The sequence below is a fragment of the Bartonella sp. AP36NXGY genome, assembly GCF_042195865.1.
Lineage (GTDB): Bacteria > Pseudomonadota > Alphaproteobacteria > Rhizobiales > Rhizobiaceae > Bartonella.
This window is the reverse complement of record NZ_JBHIPD010000007.1, coordinates 57921-80560: the sequence shown is the minus strand read 5'-3', so window position 1 is coordinate 80560 and position 22640 is coordinate 57921. Positions and strand designations below refer to the sequence as shown.

The following is a 22640-nucleotide window of genomic DNA, read 5'->3' as shown; positions in this document are numbered from 1 at the left end:
TCTATTTTAGTATGTACTACAACTTTAGCAAAAAACAAGCGTACCACTATAACATGCGATACATATTTCTTTTTTACGAAGCTTATGATGCTACAACGCGATAAACAGTCTTTGGAAAGCTGTCTACCATACGCATCATCCATTCTTGTTTATTAAGAACAGTATTACAAATATAATAGTCTGTTAGCTCTGCAAATTGCTCAAACCCATATTTGGGTTCGCTTGCCATCTCTAGGATGATAAAATCATATTCTTTTTTAAATTCTTGTAATATATGAAAAATATCATTTGAAAAATCTTGTGCTGAAATAGCACTTGTTAACCCCTGAGGAAGAATATCAACCCCCGTATCATAATCACGGTAAATAACATCATGCAACTTGGCATTGCCCGTTAAAATATCACTCAGTCCGCGATGTGGGCCTATGACTTTCTCTATTTGTTGACCAGAAATATCGACCAACAAAATTGTTTTGTTCTCTTTTGTGAGATGAAGTGAAAGCTTTGCCGCTGTCCGTGCAGCTTCTGGTCCAATGATTGAAATAATGGTTGAAGCACGCCATTTCAAAACATCAGATAATCCCTCTATCGTAATAAAAGCTTCAAAATTTTTCATTTCTTGAGAGACTAAAATACTCTCATTCTTCTTAAGATCATTTTCTTTTGATCTCAAATCCTCTTCTGAGATTTGGTCTTTTTTCCTTTTAAAGCACGGATAGAATAACAATATTCCTAGCAAAAGAGTAAGGAAACTGGCCAATGCACTCACAAGAATATTTTTTCCATAAAGAGCCATAAAAGAAATTGGTGCTAACGTTGTTGGCGTGACCACGTAGATATTTGTATTTTGTAAGAGAAGAGGATCATCACTCAATCTCCGATATGAATCAATAATTTTTTCTCTTCGTTGAGCAGACTTGCTCATCGCTTCATTTTGGGCATCGACTGCTACTTTTATTTTATTTTCAAACTCGTTAAATATTTCATTCAAAGATTGGGATTGATCTTTTACAAAAAAGTTCATTCTTTTTTTGAGCTGTTTTTCTAATTCCGTTGCAATAACCTCATCTGAATGAACTTGATAAACGATTTGTAAAATTTTATTTTTTAATTGATGAGAAACTGTCTCTAATTCTGCAGTCATCGCTTTAATTTGAGGATGTGTCCACCCTAATTGCACAGCCATATGTGCTCTTTGTGTTTCCAAGAGATCACGTTTAGATTCCAGAGCAGCAATTGCTGAATTGCCTGCAATAAACGATAAAGACAGTAAAGACTGCCCATTTTCACGCATCATGTTAATCGTTGAATTCAAACTTGTTAAATGAATACGCTTTAAAGTTGCTTGCGTTAATTGCATCGAAAGATCATGAAGCTCTGTTTGTTTTACACCACGCTGAATAAAAGAATCAATAGATTTACGAAATTCCTGCACGATATTAAGGATTGCAATATTATCATATTGTTTGTCTTCTAATTTATCATTTAACAAGAATTGTTTCTGTTTTATGATTGCTTGTGAAAATGCGGAAAACCAAGTTTCCAACCCACGTTGAGCTGCTTCAAGTGTCTCGGCTTCAAAAGTAAGATCGATAAAATCACCATGACGCGATAAACGGATATTTTCATGATTTTTTTTCTTATAAGAAGCACTTAAAGAAAAATTCGAATCATTGAAGAACATAGGCTGTGAAAACAAAAAAGTGATAACATCGTCTTGCTTTTTAATTGGTAATGGTCTTCCTACAGAATCAGATAATGAAAATACTAAAGTTGCTTGGTAACCACGAGGCTGGACAAAATAATACAACCAAATCAAAGATACACATAGCATTTGTAATAGCAAAACAATCAAAATGCTTCGCCATACGGTACGTACGAATAGTCTTTTATTACATGTAAGACTCATCTTTATTTTAACCAGCAAAATACTTCTTCATATTGTTTTATTAAGAGAAAGTAGTAACTATCCTCTTAACTTGCTGTCATATTATTTTGAGCTAATAAAAATATAAAATTTAAGAACAAATGTTCAAAAATAGCTTTAAAGAACTTAATTCATATTTTTTTTGAGGCTCTCTAGTTGTTTTTTTGCTTCAGAAGTAATAACGGCTCTAATGGTAATAGACCCATCATCATGTCCTTCTTGCACTATTTCCGCAGAGTTTTCATAAAACCAATCGATAAGCGACATTTCATGAGGCTGTAAAAGATATTCAATGCTTTGCACCTCTCCAAAAATTCGCTTTTCAATGGCTCTTAATAATTGATCAAGTCCATCCCCCTTAAGTGCTGATACCATGAGAGCAGGATTTAATCGCGTCTTTGCGCTTGTTTGTAAAACATTCAATGCTTGCTCATCTAACATATCAATCTTATTCCAAACTTCTATGATATGCTCCATATCATCAATATCGATATCAAGACTTGAAAGCACTTCTAAAACATCTTGGGCATGTGCTCGATGATCAAGATCTGACATATCTCTTATATGAAGAATGAGATCCGCTTCAACCACTTCTTCAAGGGTTGCTCTAAAAGCTGCAATCAAATTCGTTGGCAAGTTAGAAATAAACCCTACAGTATCAGACAAAAGAACAGTTTTTCCATGGGGAAGCACAACTTTGCGCAAAGTCGGGTCAAGCGTTGCAAATAACATATTCTTTGCTAAAACATCTGCACCGCTTAAACGGTTAAAGAGAGTTGACTTTCCTGTATTCGTATATCCTACCAGTGCCACAACAGGATAAGATGTTTTTTTCCTTTTTGCTCTATGAAGTGCACGTGTTTTAATAACCGTTTGCAATTCGCGGCGAATACGAATAATTTTCTCTTGTAAAAGACGCCTATCTGCTTCAATTTGCGTCTCACCAGGTCCACCTAGGAAGCCACGCCCCCCCCGTTGCCTTTCCAAGTGCGTCCAACTCCGCACAAGCCTCCCTTTTTGATAGGACAAACGCGCTAACTCTACTTGCAAAACTCCTTCTTTTGTTCGTGCACGATCCCCAAAAATTTCAAGAATCAAAGCCGTTCTATCGATAACTTTGCAATTCCATAATTTTTCTAAATTACGCTGCTGTACTGGCGTTAAAAAGTGATCTACAATCGCAAGCTCAATAGAATATTCATCTATATAACAGGTTAACGCATCTACTTTACCTTTTCCAAAGAGAGTCGCAGAGCGAGGCGTTGCAATATTAATCGTTTCATAATTAACAACTTCTAACCTTATAGCACGCGCTAACCCCAATGATTCTTTAACACGAGAAGATATAGAACACTCTCTCAAAGAGCTTTCACTTCTATTTTCTTGAAAAATCGGTATCAGAACAAGTGCGCGCACCTGTTCTGTATTCTGCGAAAATACCCCTCCTAATCTCTCATTTTCATTTATCATAGCAATCTAAGTACTTTTAAATGGGATAAGAGGTCTATCTTAAAATGATATGTTTACTCAGGACTTTCACCCTCAAACATCTGTACAGGCTGTCCAGGCATAATCGTAGAAATAGCATGCTTATAAACCAATTGCGCGTGTCCATCTCGGCGCAAAAGAACACAAAAATTATCAAATGAAGTTACAATACCCGTGAGTTTAACGCCATTGACAAGAAAAATTGTAAGGGAAATTTTTTGCTTACGCACCGTATTTAAAAACACATCTTGCAGGTGTTGTGATCGCTCTGCCATTATTCTTACACCTTTATCTAGATTGCATAAAATATTCGTGCATGCATATCGACTGAAAAATATCCAATTGTCAACGTAGAAGCTTAAAAATTCAGCAACAAACAACTGAAATTAGAGAAAAAACAGCTCTTTAAGACAATAATAAAGTACAACTTACGAAAAGCTATATTAAATTAAAAATTTTTCCACGTTTACTTTTTTATGAGCTTACAATTCAAAGGCATACTTTTATACATCCTAAGCTATTACAGACTATATGTGATGATAAATCTGCTTCGTTTAGAATCAATAAAAGTAAGCGGACAACAACATTTATTAACGATTGTCGATATTAAAGAGAGACATTCGCACCTTACTGTATATATAACCGCTATTAAATTGTCCTTATTTCAAAGACTGCCGGCTTATAAAGCTTTCCTATAAACACAAGTTGTAAACAGTATTTTTGTTTTAGTTAGATTTAAATAATAAATTGTTTTTACTATATTTTATAACATTTTTAAACAGGGTACAAGAAACCGCGTTAACTTTATCTTGATAAGTTTTTAAAATTTTTCCCTAAGCATATTCCTTTCTAAATAATTAACAGCTAGTATGTAGAAATTATGTGGAAGAGAATGTATCCCTTTTCCGGCTGTAAGAGTACGAGGCGAGTATGGCACGCAGAACAAAATTGCAAACATTTGAAGTTGAAGTTGAAGAAGCCCTCACAAAAGCTATGAACTTTGATTTCGATGACACAGGATTTGAAACGATATCATCCAATAATTCTGAAAATGTTGTTAATGTCGATGATCTGATTCAAAAAATTGCAATGGCAGAAGAAGAATTTTTTGCTGAAAACGGTACGTCAACTTTTGTTTCTAATATTCATGATGAAGCTGTTGTTGATAAATCCGTTGTTGAACAGCTTTTTGCTCCAAAACCTTCACCTGATATTTCAGGTGGAACTGTTCATAATACATTATTGCCTACAAAACTTCTTCCTGCAAATGATGATATAACAACCCCTGTAAATTTTGGACCATTCAAGCAGCGTTCTTCCTCTCGAGTCTACTGGTATACAACAGCGCTTAGTGCTTTATGGGCAACGGGAGGAGCTTTTATTGCGCATAAACTCGCACCTACCGGACTCAGCTCCTTATCCAATATCAGCACTTTTGTTACATCCCCAACAGGACTTGCTGTAGCAGCCGGAACAGCAATTCCTATCCTTATATCTTGGGGCGTTGCTCAATTAACAAAACGTTCAAACGACTTGCATAATATTGCGCTTCTTATGACCAATGCTGCACAGCGCCTTAGTGAACCACAACATCTATCTGAAAAACAAGCTATTGCTATAGGGCAAACCATTCGTGAAGAAGTAGCGGCAATGAACGAAGGTATTGAACGTACCCTCGGACGTGCTGTTGAACTTGAAGCAATCATACAAGGTGAAGTTCACAATCTAGAACAAGCCTATGCTGAGAATGAATCACGCATTCACACATTAATCAAAGAATTGAGTAATGAACGCATAGCCATTTTGAATCACGCAGATCGCGTACAATCAACAATTAAAGGAACCCAAGAACAACTGAGTGATGAATTTGGTTTGGTTACCTCTAACATTGTGACCAATGTTGAAAAGCTTGCACAAACCCTTTCTCAAACTTTACAAAAACAAGGTGAAGACCTTGTTGAAAAACTTTCCTATGCCGGTGATGGCGTAACAAATCAACTTGTTGAAAAATTTAACAAAACAACAACACAAATTCAGCAGAAAAACACGGAATTTTTTCATGAATTAGGAAAAAACTTTGATGGTTTTGCAAAACGATTTGATTATAATGAAAAACAAATAGAAAAAACTTTTAATGAAACAGCTGAAAAAGCAGAAGTACATGTTGCTAAAATTGCAACACATATACAAGCAGTAACAGATCAAACTTTGCACGCTGTTGATGAAAAGTTTAAAGCCTTGGATAAAGCTCTTATTGATCGTAATAATCAATCTCTACAGAATTTTGATGAGAAGATCTTAAAGCTCGACGACCAAGCACATAAACTCTCTTCTAAATTTGATAACGTAACCTCGCAAGCAATTGGAGCCTTTGAACAACGTTTAGCAACTGTTGATCTTTCTCTTAAAGAACATAGTGATTCCATCATTGATTCCTTTATAGAACGCAGTCAGGCTTTAGAGGATAATGCTGAAAAACTTGGTAACTTCTTGGAAGCTCATGTCTTGAAAATAAATGAGAACCTCCAAGAAAAAACAGCAGACATTACCCATGCATTTACAAATGGACGTGAAGCTATTCTTTCTGCAATTGATAAAAGTAAGGAAAGTCTGAGAGAAGAAATTCAATATGTCGACAATGCCATTGTTGATATCATACAAGAACGTTCACAAGATTTTAAAGTACAACTTTCTGATCAACGAGCTCTTATGGCAGACATGCTCGATAACGAGAAAAATAAAATTGCGGATACATTAAGAAATCAAATTGATGTTTTGTCCCAAAATACTTCTCATATTGAAAAAGTTTTGGCTGATAATGTTCAAGTCGTTGATAAACAAGCTGAAAATCATATTACAAACATCATTCAATGCACTGAAAAGTTACAAGATGTCATTGTACAAAGTTGTAATACAACCCAAGATGCTTTAGAAGCACAAGCGAGAAATATTGATATCCGTGCCGATGCTCTGCGCGATTCTTTAGCGATTAATAGTTTTTCTCTCAATGAAGTTCTTGCCGATCAAGCACGCACACTTGAACAACGCATGGAAACAATCCATAATCTCATTGCAAAAAGTGATATACGTGTCGATGTTGCATTGAAACAACAAATAGATTTAGTTGAGAGTGCAATTGTCGCCAATAATAAAAACATTACTGAAACGGTTCAAGATCATATCAAAAACCTTGAAAGCCATGCCGAAATTTTAAAGAATACTCTCTCTCAATCGAGTGGTGTTTTCTTTGAAACCCTTGAAACACGTATGGAATCATTCGATACAGATCTAGAAGATCGTGCACACAAAATTTTTGAACGGACAACAACGCTAGAGGAAACATTATCTGAAAAATTTAGCCAAATCTGTGAAGCCATTGATATGCAAACATCTGTTATTGAGGAACGTTCTGACACATTAAAAACGTCTCTCATGATTAGTAATGAGCAAAGTCAGATAATTCAACAAGCGCTGGAAAGCAGTGTTGACAATATGCGTGTAACCTTAGAAGACTCTGTTAATACAGTGACAGATAACCTGCATAATAAGATTATAAAAGCTTCTGATATTCTTTCTTCTACGAGTGAACAAATTCTTTCATCTGTTACAAATGTTACTGCACAAGCAGAAAATATTCTCTCAGAATCAGGCAATCGCATTGTATCAAATGTCAAAAAAACTGTTTATGATACCAGTGAAAAAGTTCTGTCAGTTCTGTCTGAACAAACAGCGCATACTGTCGAAGCTTTCGCAACAGCCAGCCATAATGCACAAGCATTATTGAATGAAACTATTCACACATCAACAACAGCAATAGAACAAGTTCTTAATGAACGCTGTGATGTTCTTCATCACTCTATGCAAAATCTTAAAAATAATTTAGGATATCAGCTCTCTGATGTAACGAGCCGTCTGGAAGATGCTGGAAATCAAACAACAACACAAATTTCACAACATGTTGGAAAAATAACAGAGCTTACAAATCACTTAAATCAAGCAGCGCAAAATACGACAGAATCAATTGATTCTTTAACACAGCATATCGGTGAACAACTCTCTCTTTCCACACAAGATGCTGAACAAAGAATTTATGCACATAACGAATCTTTAGTGAATAGCTTAACCAAAGCTAACTCTGAAACACTTCAAACAATAACGATTATGAAGGAAGAGCTTGTTAATAATGTCTCATCCATCTTAACACAGTTGAATCAATCAATTTACAATTTTCAGGAAAATAGTAATGTTTTATTATCGGCTGTTCAAAATATTGATGGGCAGTTTAATGAGAGTACGAATAATTTTTTCCGCAACACGGACCAAGTAGCAGAGCGTTTGTCAGCTTCAAATCAAGCGCTCAATACTAATGTTGAAATTCTGCAAGGACTTTCAAAGAGTACCTTTGAACAAATTAATCATATAACGAGCAGTTTTGGTGAACATGCAAAGACACTTTCCCAAACTATTCATGTTCTTGAACAGTCTGAAAATTCACTTAGTGCAACACTTGAAGAAAAACATAATACGCTTTCTGTATTAAGCGATGCTCTTGTTTCAAAGTCTCATGAAATTAATCAAATGATTGGGCATTATGAAAAAATCTTCAACTTAGCACTTGAACGCTCTGATAAGAATGCGCGTAACTCCACAAATTCATTCCAACAATCACTTAATAAGCTTGTTAGTGAAGCATCAACGCGTTTTTCAGAAGCAGCAGAAGATATACGTCGCTCCGCTGATGAAGTTCGTTTAGAGCTTTCAAAGATTAATAATGATATCAATGAAAATGTAAAAAAACTTCCAGAAAAAACAAAAGAAACAACGCAAACAATTCGCACAGCTTTGAATGAACAGATTACAGCGTTACAAGATTTAGTCAGTGTTATACAAAATGATCAAAAGAGCGCACAAAAACAGCTAATATCAGCATTTCCTACATCATCAATGTTTAATCAAAAAAGTGACAGTTCCACTGAGTCTGTTAAAAAGATTGTGCCACCTAAGCCTATTTTGCAACAAGATCAAAGCAAAAAAAGACCAAATAAATGGGTATCAAATCTCTTAGAAAGAGCTTCACGTGAAGAAACATTTTATGATTCTCCCCCTAGTGATGATGTTTTAACATCAGTGCAAACAAAACCATCTCCTGCAAACTGCTCTCTTAATTCATTAGCTTCTGGTATAGTGCAAGCTATTAATCACAATGCCATTGTTGAGCTATGGGATCATTATCAACGTGGACAAAAAAACATCGTAACAGAACGCCTTTATACCTTAAATGGACAAAAAATATTTGAAATGATTAAGAAAAAATATATGAGCGATTTTGGGTTTAAACGTTCAGTGAATCAATATGTTACAGATTTCGAAAAGCTCTTACGTGATATATCGCGCAGTTCTGGCTCTTCCAACTCAGTTCGCAAGTACTTGATATCAGATACCGGAAAAGTTTATACTATGCTTGCTCATGCAAGTGGTCGAATCCAATAACAAATAAGAAAGTGGAAAAAGATATTTTTTCCACTTTCTCTCTCCAGTTGTTTTAATGGCTCATCATAGAATGCTTTTTTTTCAACTGTAGCTTTGTACTTCAAAGGTTGGGATAATTGGCATGCGAGTTTTCTTTGATATCCTAAGCAATAACCCTAAAGAAGCGTAATGGCTTATCAAACAACGTATCATTCTAAGAATGATAAAGCATGTTTTCTATTTCCTTATCTTTTTCTTAACTCCTTTATTTTTCATAGTTTCATAAAGGTACAAAATCGGTAATAATTATTTTTATTAATTGTGAAAAAAATTCATGCTTTTGTATTAAAATAGCTCATAGAAACACTTCTATTTATTTTTTTTAATGTTTTTTATCCACATATTACTCTCGTTTGAATTATGTAAGTAAATATTTTTTATTATATTAGATGAGTTTGAGCTAAAAGAATCTTATTGTATTCAAATTTCTCATTCAACATACGAGATGATTCATTATAAATTATAAAGTTTGCATTATTAAGAGTTCAATTGAATAATAAACAAAACAACTCCCATTTTTAAAGTTCCAATTTCCTTTTAAATAGCTGCAAAAATAATTTATAAATTGCAAATTGTTATTTAAAATTTCTTCTACCTCCCTATAGAAATTTAAATAAAGAAGATGAAGTTAATAGAAAACACTCTTCTTTTCTTTCCTTAAGTTGTAAGCATTGCAAAAAAAATAATGGCTTGGTAATGTAATTATTAGTAATATTTTATTCGTTTGTAGACTAATCAATTTTTACGCGTTTTATTAAGGAAAGAAAAAACTAATCGTGCTTCTATCAATGAAATTATTCATGCACACAAACAAAAAGAATCATCAAACTGGTTTTACGATCCAGAAGAGTTTTCTCATACTCATGCATTTTGATATTCAGAGAAATGAGGATCTATTAGTGGACAAAACCTTATCGTAGATGGAACATCTCATATACACATACGCTAACTTGGATATCATAAAAATGTCTAGAGAACGAAATAGTGATTTCAGTTCACCAAAAGCTGAACTTGACAGTGCCGCACTTTTTTATCACCAGTACCCTAAACCTGGAAAATTGGAAATACAAGCAACAAAACCTCTTGATAACCAACGTGATTTAGCTCTTGCTTATTCTCCAGGTGTTGCTGCACCATGTCTTGCAATTCATGAAGATCCTAATCTTGCTGCTCAATATACCTCCCGTTCTAATTTAGTCGCTGTTATATCCAATGGAACTGCTGTTCTTGGTTTAGGAAATATTGGCCCTCTTGCTTCAAAGCCAGTTATGGAAGGTAAAGCCGTTTTATTCAAAAAATTTGCGAATATTGATGTCTTTGATATTGAAATTGATGCATCCGATATAGAACAAATGGTACAAACGGTATCGACTTTAGAACCTACATTTGGTGGTATTAATCTTGAAGACATTAAGGCTCCTGAATGTTTTGACATCGAAGAAAAGCTTCGTGCTAAAATGAAAATTCCAGTTTTTCATGATGACCAACATGGAACTGCCATTATTGTTTCTGCGGCTGTATTAAATGCCTTAAATCTTTCAGGAAAAAAAATTGAAAATGCAAAAATAGTTACCTCAGGTGCAGGTGCTGCTGCCCTCGCTTGCCTTAATCTTTTGGTTCGTCTTGGGGCAAAAGTTGAAAATATTTGGCTTAGTGACTTAGAGGGAGTTGTTTATGAAGGTCGCAAGACCCTTATGGATCGTTGGAAAATCAATTACGCACAAAAAACGGACGCACGAACTTTATCTGATATTATTGATGATGCGGATATTTTTCTAGGCCTATCTGCAGGTGGTGTTTTAAAGCCTGAATATCTTAAAAGAATGGCTCAAAATCCACTCATTTTAGCACTGGCTAATCCAGTACCAGAAATTATGCCTGAAGAAGCACGCTCTATACGACCAGATGCAATGATCTGCACAGGACGCTCTGATTATCCCAATCAAGTTAATAATGTCCTTTGTTTTCCCTATATCTTCCGTGGTGCATTAGACGTAGGTGCTAGTGCAATTAATGAAGAAATGAAAATGGCCGCTGTTCATGCGATTGCTGCCCTTGCACGTGAAGAAACTTCAGATGTTGTAGCACGTGCATACTCAAAAGAACCACCCAATTTTGGACCAGACTATCTAATCCCCTCTCCTTTTGATCCGCGTTTAATACTGCGTATTGCCCCCGCTGTTGCTAAAGCAGCAATGACAACTGGTGTCGCCATTCGTCCCATTGAAGATATGGAGGCCTACTATGATATCCTCAATCGATTTGTCTTTCTTTCTGGTTTAACAATGAAACCTGTTTTTGCTGCAGCAAAAACAGCAAAACGTAAACGCGTCATCTATGCCAATGGTGAAGATGAACGCGTCCTTCGTGCGGCACAAGTTGTCATTGAAGAACAAACAGCAACGCCCCTCCTTATCGGCCGTCCACATGTCGTAGAAGCAAGATTAAAACGCTTTGGTTTAAGAATTCGTCCCGGTATAGATTTTGAATTAACAAACCCTGAAGATGATCCACGTTTTCGTGATTATGTTAATTTATTTTTTCATTATACAGGAAGGCGTGGTGTTACGCCTGAAATGGCAAAAACAGTAGTGAGAACATCAACAACGGCTATTGCTGCCCTTGCCGTTATGCGTGAAGAAGCAGATGCAATGATTTGCGGCTTAGAAGGACGCTTTGAACGTCAACTTGAATTGATTGAACAAATTATCGGTCTTGATCCTCATGTTCACCGTTTTTCTGCTATGAGTTTGCTTATCTCTCAACAACGTACTCTTTTCCTTACAGATACTTACGTCAATGAAAATCCTTCTGCAGAAGAAATCGCTGAAATGACTGTGTTGGCAGCTCAAGAAGTTGAAGCATTTGGAATAACACCAAAAGCAGCCTTATTATCACACTCAAACTTTGGTTCTAAAAACACAGAAAGTGCGCGTAAAATGCGACGTGCAACAGAAATTCTTGCCAAATTACACCCTGATTTAGAAGCAGATGGTGAAATGCATGCTGATGCTGCCCTTTCCAAAGTTTTTCGTGATCGTGTTTTTCCTAATTCTCGTCTTAAAAGTGAAGCTAATTTGCTTGTCTTTCCAACACTTGATTCAGCCAATATCACGCTCAACACTGTTAAAAGCCTCACAAATGCACTCCATGTTGGTCCTATTCTAATCGGGGCAGCACGTCCCGCCCATATCTTAACACCTTCAGTAACTTCCCGGGGAGTTGTTAATATAACAGCCCTTGCTGTCCTTGCTGCCAATAGAAAAAATAGTCTCGTAAAATAAATGCGTAATAAAATTTCAAAGTTTTTTAAATATTGAGATATAGTATTTCATGTACTGTAAACCTCTTTTCTCTATAGATAAAGACAGCTATATTCTGGATTAAGTCTTTTTTTTAAAGAGAAAAAAGGCTAGAAGAACAATATTAAATGTATTTTGAATTTACTAACTCTATAATAAGGAATCCGTACATTGCCTTCCACGTTTGATAAAGTTGCTGATATCATTGCAGAAATCAGTGAAATTGATCGCAATACAATTACACCTGAGAGTCATACAATTGACGATTTAGGAATCGACAGTCTTGATTTTCTTGATATTGTTTTCGCTATTGATAAAGCTTTTGGAATAAAAGTCCCTCTAGAACAATGGACACAAGAAGTCAACGAAGGTACCGTTGCAACAGAAGAATACTTTGTTCTTAAAAACCTTTGTGCAAAAATTGATGATCTCGTTGCCTTAAAACAGGCCGAGTAGTTTTTTCGCCATGCATGATCAATCTGTATTCATCACTGGTATAGGTCTCATAAGCTCTCTGGGGGAAGGAACTGATCAACATTGGAATCTCTTAAATGATCCAATCCGTACACCAAACCTAGATTATACAACTTTTTCACCTTACACGGTTCATAAATTGCCCGAAATTGATTGGAGTTTACAAATTCCTAAAAAAAGTGATCAACGGCAAATGGGAACATGGCAGCGTCTTGGTACCTATGCGGCTGGTCTTGCTCTTGATGATGCCGGCATGAAAAATAATGAACAACTCACTTCAACAATGGATATGATCGTAGCGGCAAGTGGGGGAGAACGTGATATTACTGTTGATACACAGATTCTTTCTAAAGCGCGCGCAGTTGCCGATCATGCTTCTATGTTAAATGTTGCTCTTTCAACTGAACTTCGTCCAACATTATTTTTGGCACAACTTTCAAACCTTTTGGCAGGAAACATTTCAATTGTTCATAAAGTCACTGGATCATCTCGTACATTTATGGGAGAAGAAGGCAGTGGTCTTTCTGCACTTCAAATTGCTGTAGCTCGTATTAAATCAGGTCAAAGTACCCATGCTCTTGTAGGAAGTTCCTATAATGCACAAAGTTATGATATGTTGTTGGCGCATGAGCTTGGTGGTCTTTTAACCCATAATGGATGGAGCCCAGTGTGGGATCGTGGAATCTATCCAGGCGGCGGTGTCATAGCAGGTTCTGCTGGGATCTTCCTAGTTATTGAAAGTGGAGAACATGCCAAAAAACGCAACGCACGTGCTTATGCTGAAATTAGCCAAATTATTACAGACCAAACAGATAGAACCAAAATTCCACTTAGAGATTCAATTGCAACAATGTTAAAAACTGCGGGCGCTAAATCTGCCTTAGCCATTTCAGCAGCCTCAGGAGCTCACGAAGCAACAAAAGCAGAACAAAATGCTCTTGATAATGCTGATCTATCTTACCGTGGCATTACAACATTATTTGGTTATATGCGGGAAGCACAATTTCCTCTAGCTCTAGCTCTTGCAGCACTTTCAATTGAAAAAAAACGCGGTTTTCCAGTGTTAAGTCCTCATGAAAAACCTTTTTCTAAAGAAGTACGTGAAATATTTGTTACAACGATTGGTATAAAAAGAGCTGAAGGTATTGTGCGTCTTACTGCTGTTTGAAGGGGAATTTCTATAGTGAAATATCATGATCATTTTGGGCGTCCACTTGTAGCAATAACTGGTGCAGGCATTGTCACATCACTGGGACAAGGGAAACATGAAAATTGGCAAAAATTAACAAGTGGTGTAAGTGGTATCCACAAAATAACACGTTTTCCCGTTGAGGGATTAAATACATATATTGCTGGAACAATTGATTTTCTTAAAGAAAGTACACTTGGTGCTTCAGCTCTCTCTGAGAAGCTTGCACATCTTTCTGCTGAAGAAGCTTTAGAACAAGCTGCTATTGATAAAAAAAACTTTAATGGACCACTCTTTCTAGCTGCTCCTCCTGTTGAACTTGAATGGAAAGCACGTTTTAGTCTTGATCAAGAGGAAGAATTCAATAATGAGCCTTCTTATGCACATCTTCTTAAAGTCTGTAAGGATAAACTCCATGAGACGCTTTTTGAATCCACACAATTTGGTGCAATTGCAGAAAAACTTCAAAAAACATTTGGCACAAAAGGACTTCCTGTTACACTTTCCACTGCCTGTGCATCTGGTGCAACAGCAATTCAATTAGGTGTTGAGTCTATTAGACGGAGAGAGACAAATAGAGCTCTCATAATTGCGACAGATGGATCAGTTTCAGCAGAATCTCTTATTCGTTTTTCGCTACTATCTGCTCTTTCAACTCAGAATGAGCCTCCAGAAAAAGCAGCAAAACCCTTTAGCCGTGATCGAGATGGTTTTGTTATGGCAGAAGGCTCAGGCGCTCTTGTTCTTGAATCTCTTCAAAGCGCATTAAACCGTAATGCTACAGTTTTAGGAATTTTAGCTGGCTGTGGAGAAACCGCCGATGACTTTCACCGTACACGTTCAAAACCCGATGCATCACCAGCAATTGAATCCGTTCGCAAAGCTTTAGACGATGCAAAAATAACCATCAATGAAATTGACTATATTAATGCCCACGGAACTTCAACACCTGAAAATGAAAAAATGGAATATCTTGCATTATCAACAGTATTCGGTGATCTTTTAGAGCATATTCCTGTCTCTTCTAATAAATCAATGATTGGGCATACATTAACTGCTGCTGGTGCAATAGAAGCGGTTTTTTCGCTTTTAACCATTCAATCGGGAATACTTCCACCAACAATAAATTATGATAACCCTGACCCTACTATCCCCTTAGATGTTGTTCCTCATCATAGCCGTAAGTCCTGTGTCAATGCGGTTTTGTCAAACTCATTTGGATTTGGTGGTCAAAATATGAGTCTTGTTATCACTGCATATAAAGGATAATCCTGTAATAATAAAATTTTATAACGCTAACCAATAATATATTTAAGGGGGATGATAATGCGTGCACTGCAACTCTTCGATGATCGTCGGCTTGAAATCACCAATATTTCCCCGCCATCTTCACCTAGTATAGGTGAAGTAACTGTGCGGATAAAAGCCGTTGCTCTTAATCATATTGATGTATGGGGATGGCGTGGCATGGCTTTTGCGAAAAGAAAAATGCCACTCATCATTGGTGCAGAAGCCTCTGGTGAGGTTATACAAATAGGAGATGGCGTTGAACATCTCCAACTTGGACAGATTGTCTCAATTTATGGTGCACAAACCTGCGGAGTATGCCAAGCTTGTCATGAAGGACGGGATAATCTTTGCAGTAATGTAAAGGGAGTCTATGGTTTTCACCTTGATGGATTTGCGTGTGAGCTTGTCAATTTGCCAGCACGTTTATTAGTTCCATCACCTCCCCAATGTGATGAATTGCAAGCAGCAGTTGCTCCAATTACTTTTGGTACCGTAGAACATATGCTTTTCGATAATGCAAAACTACAAGCAGGAGAAACAATCTTGGTACAGGCTGGTGGCTCAGGTATTGGTTCTGCAGCCATTCAACTTGCAAAACACATGGGCTGTACAGTTATCACAACTGTAGGTTCAGATGAAAAAATTGCAAAAGCGCACTCTCTTGGGGCAGATCATGTGATTAATTATCGTAAAGATCGTTTTGAAGGTGTAGTGCGTAAATTAACCCAAAAAAAAGGTGTTGACGTTGTTTTTGAGCATGTTGGTGTCGATACATGGAACGGTTCTCTGTTATGTATGAAAAAAGGAGCACGCTTAGTGACTTGCGGTTCTACCTCTGGTGTTTCAGCACCAATAAATCTCATGCAATTATTCCAGCAACAGCTTAAGATATTCGGTTCATTTGGCTGCCGTATGGAAAATATGAAAAATGCCATGCAAAAAATGGCACAAAAAGCCGTACACCCTGTCATTGATACAATTGTTGGGCTGGATGAAATTGATACAGCTCTAAAACGAATGGAGAGCCGAGATGTTTTTGGTAAAATTATCCTTAAAATCGATTAAATCATGATGAAGCTTTCTCTTAAAAATCTCATATATCGTATTAAAATTATAGCTAAAAAAATATCCTACTTGTTATGGGCATATCTACTCTTTGGTTCTTTATTTATTCTAAAATGTTTTCCAGCCAAAATGGGAATTTCTTTTTTTGCTTGGTTAGCAAAAAAAATTGGTCCCCTTGTACATCGTCATCAAATCACACTTGCAAACCTTAGGAGTGCATATCCAGAAAAAACAGAGCAAGAACTCCGTGCGATTGCAATAGAAATGTGGGAAAATATAGGACGTTTCCTAGCTGAATATATTTTTCTTGATAAAATTTTTGATTTTGATCCTCATGCAGACGAGCCAGGTTTCATTGAGGTTAAAGGCATTGAAATATTTGAGCGATTAAAAAATGAAAAAAAACCACATATTTTTTTCACCGCACATACTGGCAATTTTGAACTTCTGCCTATTTGTGCACAAAGTTTTGATCTTAATGTTACGGTATTATTTAGACCACCCAATAATCCCTATGTTGCCAAACGAATCCTTAAAGCACGACAAACTTCTATGGGACATCTTGTTCCCTCCAAAGCCGGTGCAGCATGGGCATTAGCAGCCAAATTAGAAGAAGGTGAAAATGTTGGTATGCTCGTTGATCAAAAATTTCGCCGCGGTATCATGGGAACATTTTTTAACAGACCTCTTAAAACAAACCCCTTAATTATAAAACTTGCTCGACAATATGACTGTGATATTTATCCAGCACGTTGTATTCGTTTGCCTAGTGGACGTCATCGTTTAGAGTTATATGAACATGTAGAACTTCCACGTGATGAAAAAAATGATATCGATATAGCTGCTTCTACACAAAAATTAAATGATATTGTTGAATCTTGGGTCCGTGAATATCCTGGACAATGGATGTGGTTACATAGACGTTGGGACATCTAACATAAGCTCTATTGCTTACAAAGGAAGTGCAAAATGTTAGCCTCAAAAGATATCAAAGATCTCACTGCAATTATCACTGCATTACGAAACTCTGATAATGGTTGTATCTGGCATAAAAAACAAACTTTTGAATCCCTCATACCCTATATGCTCGAAGAAGTTTACGAAGTCATCGATGCCATTGAACGAAAGAATCGAAAGGATCTCTGTGAAGAACTTGGGGATCTTCTTTTACAAGTTGTCTATCATGCTACCATAGCACAAGAAGAAGGCAGCTTTACTTTTGAAGATGTTGTTTATGCAATCACAGAAAAAATGATTCGACGCCATCCTCATGTTTTTGGAAATACCGAGCAAAAAAAACGAGGATTTATAAAAGAGGAGTGGGAATATATAAAAAAAAGAGAACAGGTTGAACAAAAAAGAATGTGCGAAGAAAAAAACAACAATTCCTCCACAAGCATACTCGCAAAAGTAAAACAAATCCAGCCAGCAAACCAAGAGGCACTTGCTTTACAAGAAGCAGCAGCTAAAGTAGGTTTTGATTGGCAAAAAAGTGATAAAGTTTTTGAAAAAATAGAAGAAGAACTCGAAGAGCTCAAAGAAGCCATCAAAAATAAACAAAACTCAGAGATAGAAGCAGAGTTTGGAGATCTCTACTTTATACTCCTTAACCTCGCGCGCCACTTAGCGATTGATTCACAAAAAGCATTAAAAAAAACGAATATAAAATTTCGAAATCGTTTCGCCTATATTGAAGAAAAGCTATCCACTCAATCTAAAACACTCACTGACGCATCCTTGAATGAAATGGAAGCACTTTGGAAGCAAGCTAAAAATGAACAATAAAAAATAGTAGATTTCTTCTACCTAAAAGAATAAGCCCCTCTAAAATTACTAAATTATAATTTAGCTCAGCTCAATTTGTTTTATATTGATCCTGCGTAGCAGGACGAAGTTCCACCGATTCTCCACACCCGCATGCTGAAACTTGATTAGGATTTTTAAAGATAAAACCAGACCGCAGCGTTGTCACTTCATAATCCATCTGCGTCCCTAATAAAAATAATACCGCATCATGTGCTACAAAAACACGGGCACCATTCACTTCAACAACATCCGCATCTATCCCCTTTTCTTTGACAAGAGTAATTGTATACTCCATCCCTGCACAACCACCTTTTTTGATACCAACAAGAATACCCTGTGCATCTTTTGCATCCATAATCGCTTTAACACGATCCACTGCTGCTTGCGTCAAATTTATTACCGAAAAACGGCTCATAGTTTACTCTTTTCTTAGTTCAATAGACACTTTGAAAGTTTTTCCTCTATAATATTTTATCTGATATTTTAGAAAAAAAACAACAAAACATAAATTAAAGCATTCTGATCTTGTTTATTTGGATAAAAATACATACCCGTAAAATGAGATTTGTGATTATACAATCCAGAACTTACAATTTTTTATCCATATAAAATGAAAATACCTCGTCTATAAAACTCTAAAAAACGAAAACTTTTCAAAACCATATATTCACTCCTCTTCTTTTGAAAATCTTTATCTTTTTAGAAAAGTAACGATTAGGTAAGAAAAAAATATACCTTCAGCACTCATTTGCTCCAATTCATACCTTCTACACCAATCTTACCCCCCTCCTCACAATCTCAAAAGTAATTAAATGCATACATCTATTAACTATAGAGCTAAAAATTTAATGATCACAAAGAATTTTACAAATTCGTTATTTATCTTGAATTAACAACAAAATATTGATGTCCAAAATTTTTACTTTCAAAAGCTCTAAGTGCAAGAGCATTTTAGATTTTATTCTGTTTATTTTTTCTCTTGCCTTTAAAGAAACAGTCATTTAATCGTTTTACACGAACTCGGAGCGTAGCGCAGCTTGGTAGCGCACTTGACTGGGGGTCAAGGGGTCGTGGGTTCAAATCCCGCCGCTCCGACCATTTTTAAAATGCTATAAATAAGCTTACTTAAAAAGTGAATCATTATGCATTTCAATTGCACACACATGAACTTTTTCTTCAACGTAGAATAATGTGCAATGATATTTTATCATAAATTCGAGATAAGCTTTTTTATTAAAATGCGCTTCGTTCTTAGGAAAACACATACGAAACGCGAGACCTTTTGCCTCGCGTTTTTTATTTTTCAGAAAAATTTATAATTATCCGATCTCATATTTTCTAAATTTTCTTTACACGATAACGTCGCTGTTATCATTTTTTGTAATGGATGGTGACATCTGTACGGTTATCTTTTTGGGTTTTAATTCAGCTGGCATTTCCCTTTTAAGCTGAATATGAAGAAGCCCATCTCCAAGTTCTGCCCCAATAACCTTAACATGATCAGCCAAATGAAACCGCCGTTCAAAAGCACGCGAAGCAATACCTCGATAAAGGAATTCTCGCTCTTCATCATCATTTTTAGACTTTCTGTCTCCCTTAACGATCAGCTGGTTACAATGCGTTTCAATATCAATTTCATCTTGAGAAAAACCAGCAACAGCCATAGAAATTCTATAAGAATCTTCAGTTAAACGCTCGATATTATAAGGGGGATAAGAAGAAACTTCCTCTGGTTGTGTTCTAGAATCAAACCAGTTAAAAAGATGATCAAAACCTACTGTGGAACGATAAAATGGTGAAAAATCTACTTGACGCATAATATTGCCCTCCTCTAGAGCGACTATAATTTATAACTAATTCACAAAGTTCCCATATGGCAAACTTACTTGTGAACCTGCGGCCCCATTATGGCAACCGCACTATATTATCTAGTAATCGTTTTTCTTTATTTCAACTCTTTGGGACCTAAATTGATAAAAACTATCTAAAAAGCAATATACCCCTTTTTTAATCCTCTTTCTTCATTACATAAATGTCAAAGTACTAAGTGGCAAATACACTGTAAAGGATTTCAATTGAAAACACCTCTTTATCCCATAGATTGGGGTTCCACTTCTCTTAATATCCATCATGATACTCTTAAAATAGCAATAGATCACGAAATTCGTTTTGCTATAACATATCCTGAGGTGGAAAAATCTAAGGGAACAATTGTTATTCTCAAAAGCTACGCAAATACTTTAGAAAAATATTTTTTATTAATAAATGAAATTTCTAAACGCGGTTTTCATACAGCAATATTTGACTGCTTTGATCAAGAAAAAACATCCTTCAAGATAAGAAAACAAAGCCGACATCATTGTTTTGATATAAATAATGATATTAATGACTTATATAAATTTCTTAAAAATATTGTTTATCCTAATTGTCCGCCACCTTACTCTATGCTCGCCTATGGCATAGGTGGATTGATAGCACTTAGCGGATTAGATCTCATTAATCATCAGTTTAATAGATTGCTCTGTGTTTCTCCCCTTTTTGCTCCATTCGGCAATAAAACAAATGGTTTTCAACATAAATTAACACAATTTCTTTCTGATATAGGTCTTGGCTTTATACCAGTGAAAGATGGTAAAAAATTAAACAAAACAAAACAAAAAAATATACAATTGGGACACATACATAAAGTGCCGCTCTCTTCCATTAAGCCCCCAACATCCCAATGGATAGCATCAGTATTTAATGCGATTGATTCTGTGAAGAGAAATGTACTTCATGGAGATTTACGAATCCCAACACTCTTTATTCTTGCCAATCAAAATAATATTGCAAACAACATTGAAGTGCAGCAATTATGCCAACACACACGTCTGACAGAAAGTATTACTATTACAGGCGCTGAACTGGATACAATTATGGTTAACGAAGATTATAAAAAGCAATTTTGGGCTGCATTTGATGCATTTATTCCCGATAATGTATCTGTAAAATAACACTAAACCTTAATTTCCGCTCCGCCCTATCAAAAAAGAAATTTTCTACGAGCATTGGATCTACAAACACTTTTTAATATAATGGATTTTACTTTCCAACCACTCATATGATTCGTTTTCTAGCCTCTACAGGCAAGCCATGACCTAAATATTCACCACGCATTCTAATAAAAAAACTAATATACAAAGTATATCATTACATTAAACAATATTATTTTATATCATAAAAAATAACTTAATAAAAAACTATTTATATAAATAAAAATAATAAATCTATCTTAATATAACATGATACATATTTATAAATAAAGCATCAAAATACTATTTTTGATCTGTTATTAAGTGATAATTTAATATTATATCTAGGAAAACAATATTTTTCATCTATTTAAGGAAAAAAACTGGAAATAAAGCGCATTTATAATATTTATTACAAATCTCTATAAAAACAAATAACTATAAAATTTCTATTTCTTAGGAGAACTTTTTAAAAACAATAAATTAACATAATATTCTTTTAATTTCTCGATATAGGAAGTCCCTACAATAACGGTTTTCATAAGTTTTTTAATGGAATTCTGATAATAATCAGTAACTTTAAAAGAAAAGATAGTAATGAATCATCTTAGTAGTTTTAGAGAACCCCTTCTTTTTTCAAAATCACATATATTTCGAATTTAACCAACTCACAACGAATATGCTGTATTTTGAATCAGAATGTAAGAATTAACCATTTTGCCATTCATTTCAATTATGAGCATTTTACCATCTTTTTTATAAATACTCTATATTGTATAATTGATGCGGCAAAACTCTGACAAATGGAGCCATTGGAATATAATCATGAAACGAATCCTGCTCGCAGAAGATGATAACGATATGCGTCGCTTTCTCGTAAAAGCCCTAGAACGTGCAGGCTACGAAGTCGCCGATTTCGATAATGGTATTAGCGCATATGAACGTTTACAAGAAGAGCCATTTTCCCTTCTCCTGACTGATATTGTGATGCCAGAGATGGATGGAATCGAACTCGCACGACGTGCTACTGAGATTGACCCTGATTTACGAGTAATGTTCATTACGGGTTTTGCAGCGGTAGCACTCAATTCAAATAGTGATGCCCCTCCTGATGCAAAGGTTCTCTCTAAGCCATTTCACTTACGTGAACTCGTCAATGAGGTTGAAAAGATCCTTATCGCTGCTTAAAAAGTATTTTTTAAAGTTATTTGCATCTGTTGAAAGAGAAAATAAAATTAGGCATTGACGTTTGGCATTCTATATGGTGTATGCAACATCAATGAATGGGCGTGTAGCTCAGCGGGAGAGCACTACGTTGACATCGTAGGGGTCACAGGTTCAATCCCTGTCACGCCCACCATTCAACTTTATAGTATAAATAAATTATTGAATTATCGTATTCTTCCAAGGTACGGGATGCGTAAATAAAGATTCGGAAATAAGATTGTGCAACATGCCTCTACAAAGGGCATACTTTACGGAGTGTTTCTAATATTTTTTACGTTCTAATAGCGCCTCTTAGGGGAAGCCATCTAAAAGTATCACAAACGTAATAACAG

At 35.7% G+C, this 22640-nt stretch carries 15 protein-coding genes and 2 tRNA genes; 12 read left to right on the top strand and 5 right to left on the bottom strand.

Going from position 1 to position 22640, the window contains the following annotated elements:
- Nucleotides 1-82: 82 nt before the first annotated feature.
- The 3 genes from ACFINX_RS04535 to hfq all read right to left on the bottom strand — a co-directional run bounded on the left by ACFINX_RS04535 (nucleotide 83) and on the right by hfq (nucleotide 3690).
- Entirely contained in the window at nucleotides 83-1909 is a 1827-nt protein-coding gene (locus ACFINX_RS04535) for a hypothetical protein (protein ID WP_375668385.1), read from the bottom strand.
- A gap of 144 nt (nucleotides 1910-2053) precedes the next feature.
- Nucleotides 2054-3397, bottom strand: a complete 1344-nt coding sequence (hflX, locus tag ACFINX_RS04530; protein ID WP_375668384.1) for a GTPase HflX — start codon at nucleotides 3395-3397, stop codon at nucleotides 2054-2056.
- Nucleotides 3398-3450: 53 nt separating this feature from the next.
- Complete coding sequence (hfq, locus tag ACFINX_RS04525; protein WP_005773461.1) at nucleotides 3451-3690, bottom strand: RNA chaperone Hfq; 240 nt, start codon at nucleotides 3688-3690, stop codon at nucleotides 3451-3453.
- Between the two features lie 655 nt (nucleotides 3691-4345).
- On the opposite strand from hfq, the gene ACFINX_RS04520 reads away from it, so the two are divergent.
- From ACFINX_RS04520 to mazG, 8 genes are all read left to right on the top strand, one after another.
- Nucleotides 4346-8905, top strand: coding sequence for a hypothetical protein (locus ACFINX_RS04520; protein ID WP_375668383.1), 4560 nt, complete (start codon nucleotides 4346-4348; stop codon nucleotides 8903-8905).
- A 1004-nt stretch (nucleotides 8906-9909) separates the two neighbouring features.
- The gene (locus ACFINX_RS04515; RefSeq protein WP_375611563.1) at nucleotides 9910-12228 is read left to right on the top strand and encodes an NADP-dependent malic enzyme; all 2319 of its coding nucleotides are present in this window, start codon (nucleotides 9910-9912) and stop codon (nucleotides 12226-12228) included.
- A 189-nt stretch (nucleotides 12229-12417) separates the two neighbouring features.
- The gene (locus ACFINX_RS04510; protein ID WP_005773457.1) at nucleotides 12418-12702 is read left to right on the top strand and encodes an acyl carrier protein; all 285 of its coding nucleotides are present in this window, start codon (nucleotides 12418-12420) and stop codon (nucleotides 12700-12702) included.
- A gap of 10 nt (nucleotides 12703-12712) precedes the next feature.
- On the top strand, nucleotides 12713-13888 hold the full coding sequence (locus tag ACFINX_RS04505) for a beta-ketoacyl-ACP synthase (RefSeq protein WP_375629402.1): 1176 nt from the start codon (nucleotides 12713-12715) through the stop codon (nucleotides 13886-13888).
- 15 nt (nucleotides 13889-13903) lie between these two features.
- Nucleotides 13904-15178: a beta-ketoacyl-ACP synthase gene (locus ACFINX_RS04500; protein WP_375613071.1), complete on the top strand. Its 1275-nt coding sequence runs from the start codon at nucleotides 13904-13906 to the stop codon at nucleotides 15176-15178.
- Between the two features lie 57 nt (nucleotides 15179-15235).
- Nucleotides 15236-16264: a zinc-binding dehydrogenase gene (locus ACFINX_RS04495; protein ID WP_375613072.1), complete on the top strand. Its 1029-nt coding sequence runs from the start codon at nucleotides 15236-15238 to the stop codon at nucleotides 16262-16264.
- 6 nt (nucleotides 16265-16270) lie between these two features.
- The gene (locus ACFINX_RS04490; protein ID WP_273791402.1) at nucleotides 16271-17200 is read left to right on the top strand and encodes a lipid A biosynthesis lauroyl acyltransferase; all 930 of its coding nucleotides are present in this window, start codon (nucleotides 16271-16273) and stop codon (nucleotides 17198-17200) included.
- Nucleotides 17201-17233: 33 nt separating this feature from the next.
- Nucleotides 17234-18049 (top strand): nucleoside triphosphate pyrophosphohydrolase, encoded by an 816-nt coding sequence (gene mazG, locus ACFINX_RS04485; protein WP_375611559.1) that lies wholly within the window; start codon nucleotides 17234-17236, stop codon nucleotides 18047-18049.
- A gap of 70 nt (nucleotides 18050-18119) precedes the next feature.
- Here the strand turns inward: mazG and ACFINX_RS04480 are convergent, their stop codons facing one another.
- A complete protein-coding gene (locus ACFINX_RS04480) occupies nucleotides 18120-18485 on the bottom strand; it encodes an iron-sulfur cluster assembly accessory protein (RefSeq protein ID WP_273791397.1) in 366 nt (121 codons plus the stop codon).
- A 606-nt stretch (nucleotides 18486-19091) separates the two neighbouring features.
- Here ACFINX_RS04480 and ACFINX_RS04475 point away from each other — a divergent pair.
- Nucleotides 19092-19168, top strand: a tRNA-Pro gene (locus ACFINX_RS04475).
- A gap of 251 nt (nucleotides 19169-19419) precedes the next feature.
- Here ACFINX_RS04475 and ACFINX_RS04470 read toward each other — a convergent pair.
- On the bottom strand, nucleotides 19420-19887 hold the full coding sequence (locus ACFINX_RS04470; protein WP_375611558.1) for an Hsp20 family protein: 468 nt from the start codon (nucleotides 19885-19887) through the stop codon (nucleotides 19420-19422).
- Between the two features lie 258 nt (nucleotides 19888-20145).
- On the opposite strand from ACFINX_RS04470, the gene ACFINX_RS04465 reads away from it, so the two are divergent.
- The 3 genes from ACFINX_RS04465 (at nucleotide 20146) to ACFINX_RS04455 (ending at nucleotide 22441) form a co-directional block, all read left to right on the top strand.
- Nucleotides 20146-21063, top strand: a complete 918-nt coding sequence (locus ACFINX_RS04465; protein ID WP_375668382.1) for a serine aminopeptidase domain-containing protein — start codon at nucleotides 20146-20148, stop codon at nucleotides 21061-21063.
- Nucleotides 21064-21906: 843 nt separating this feature from the next.
- Complete coding sequence (gene cpdR, locus ACFINX_RS04460) at nucleotides 21907-22269, top strand: cell cycle two-component system response regulator CpdR (protein WP_005773448.1); 363 nt, start codon at nucleotides 21907-21909, stop codon at nucleotides 22267-22269.
- A 97-nt stretch (nucleotides 22270-22366) separates the two neighbouring features.
- Nucleotides 22367-22441: transfer RNA gene (locus ACFINX_RS04455), tRNA-Val, on the top strand.
- Nucleotides 22442-22640: the final 199 nt, after the last annotated feature.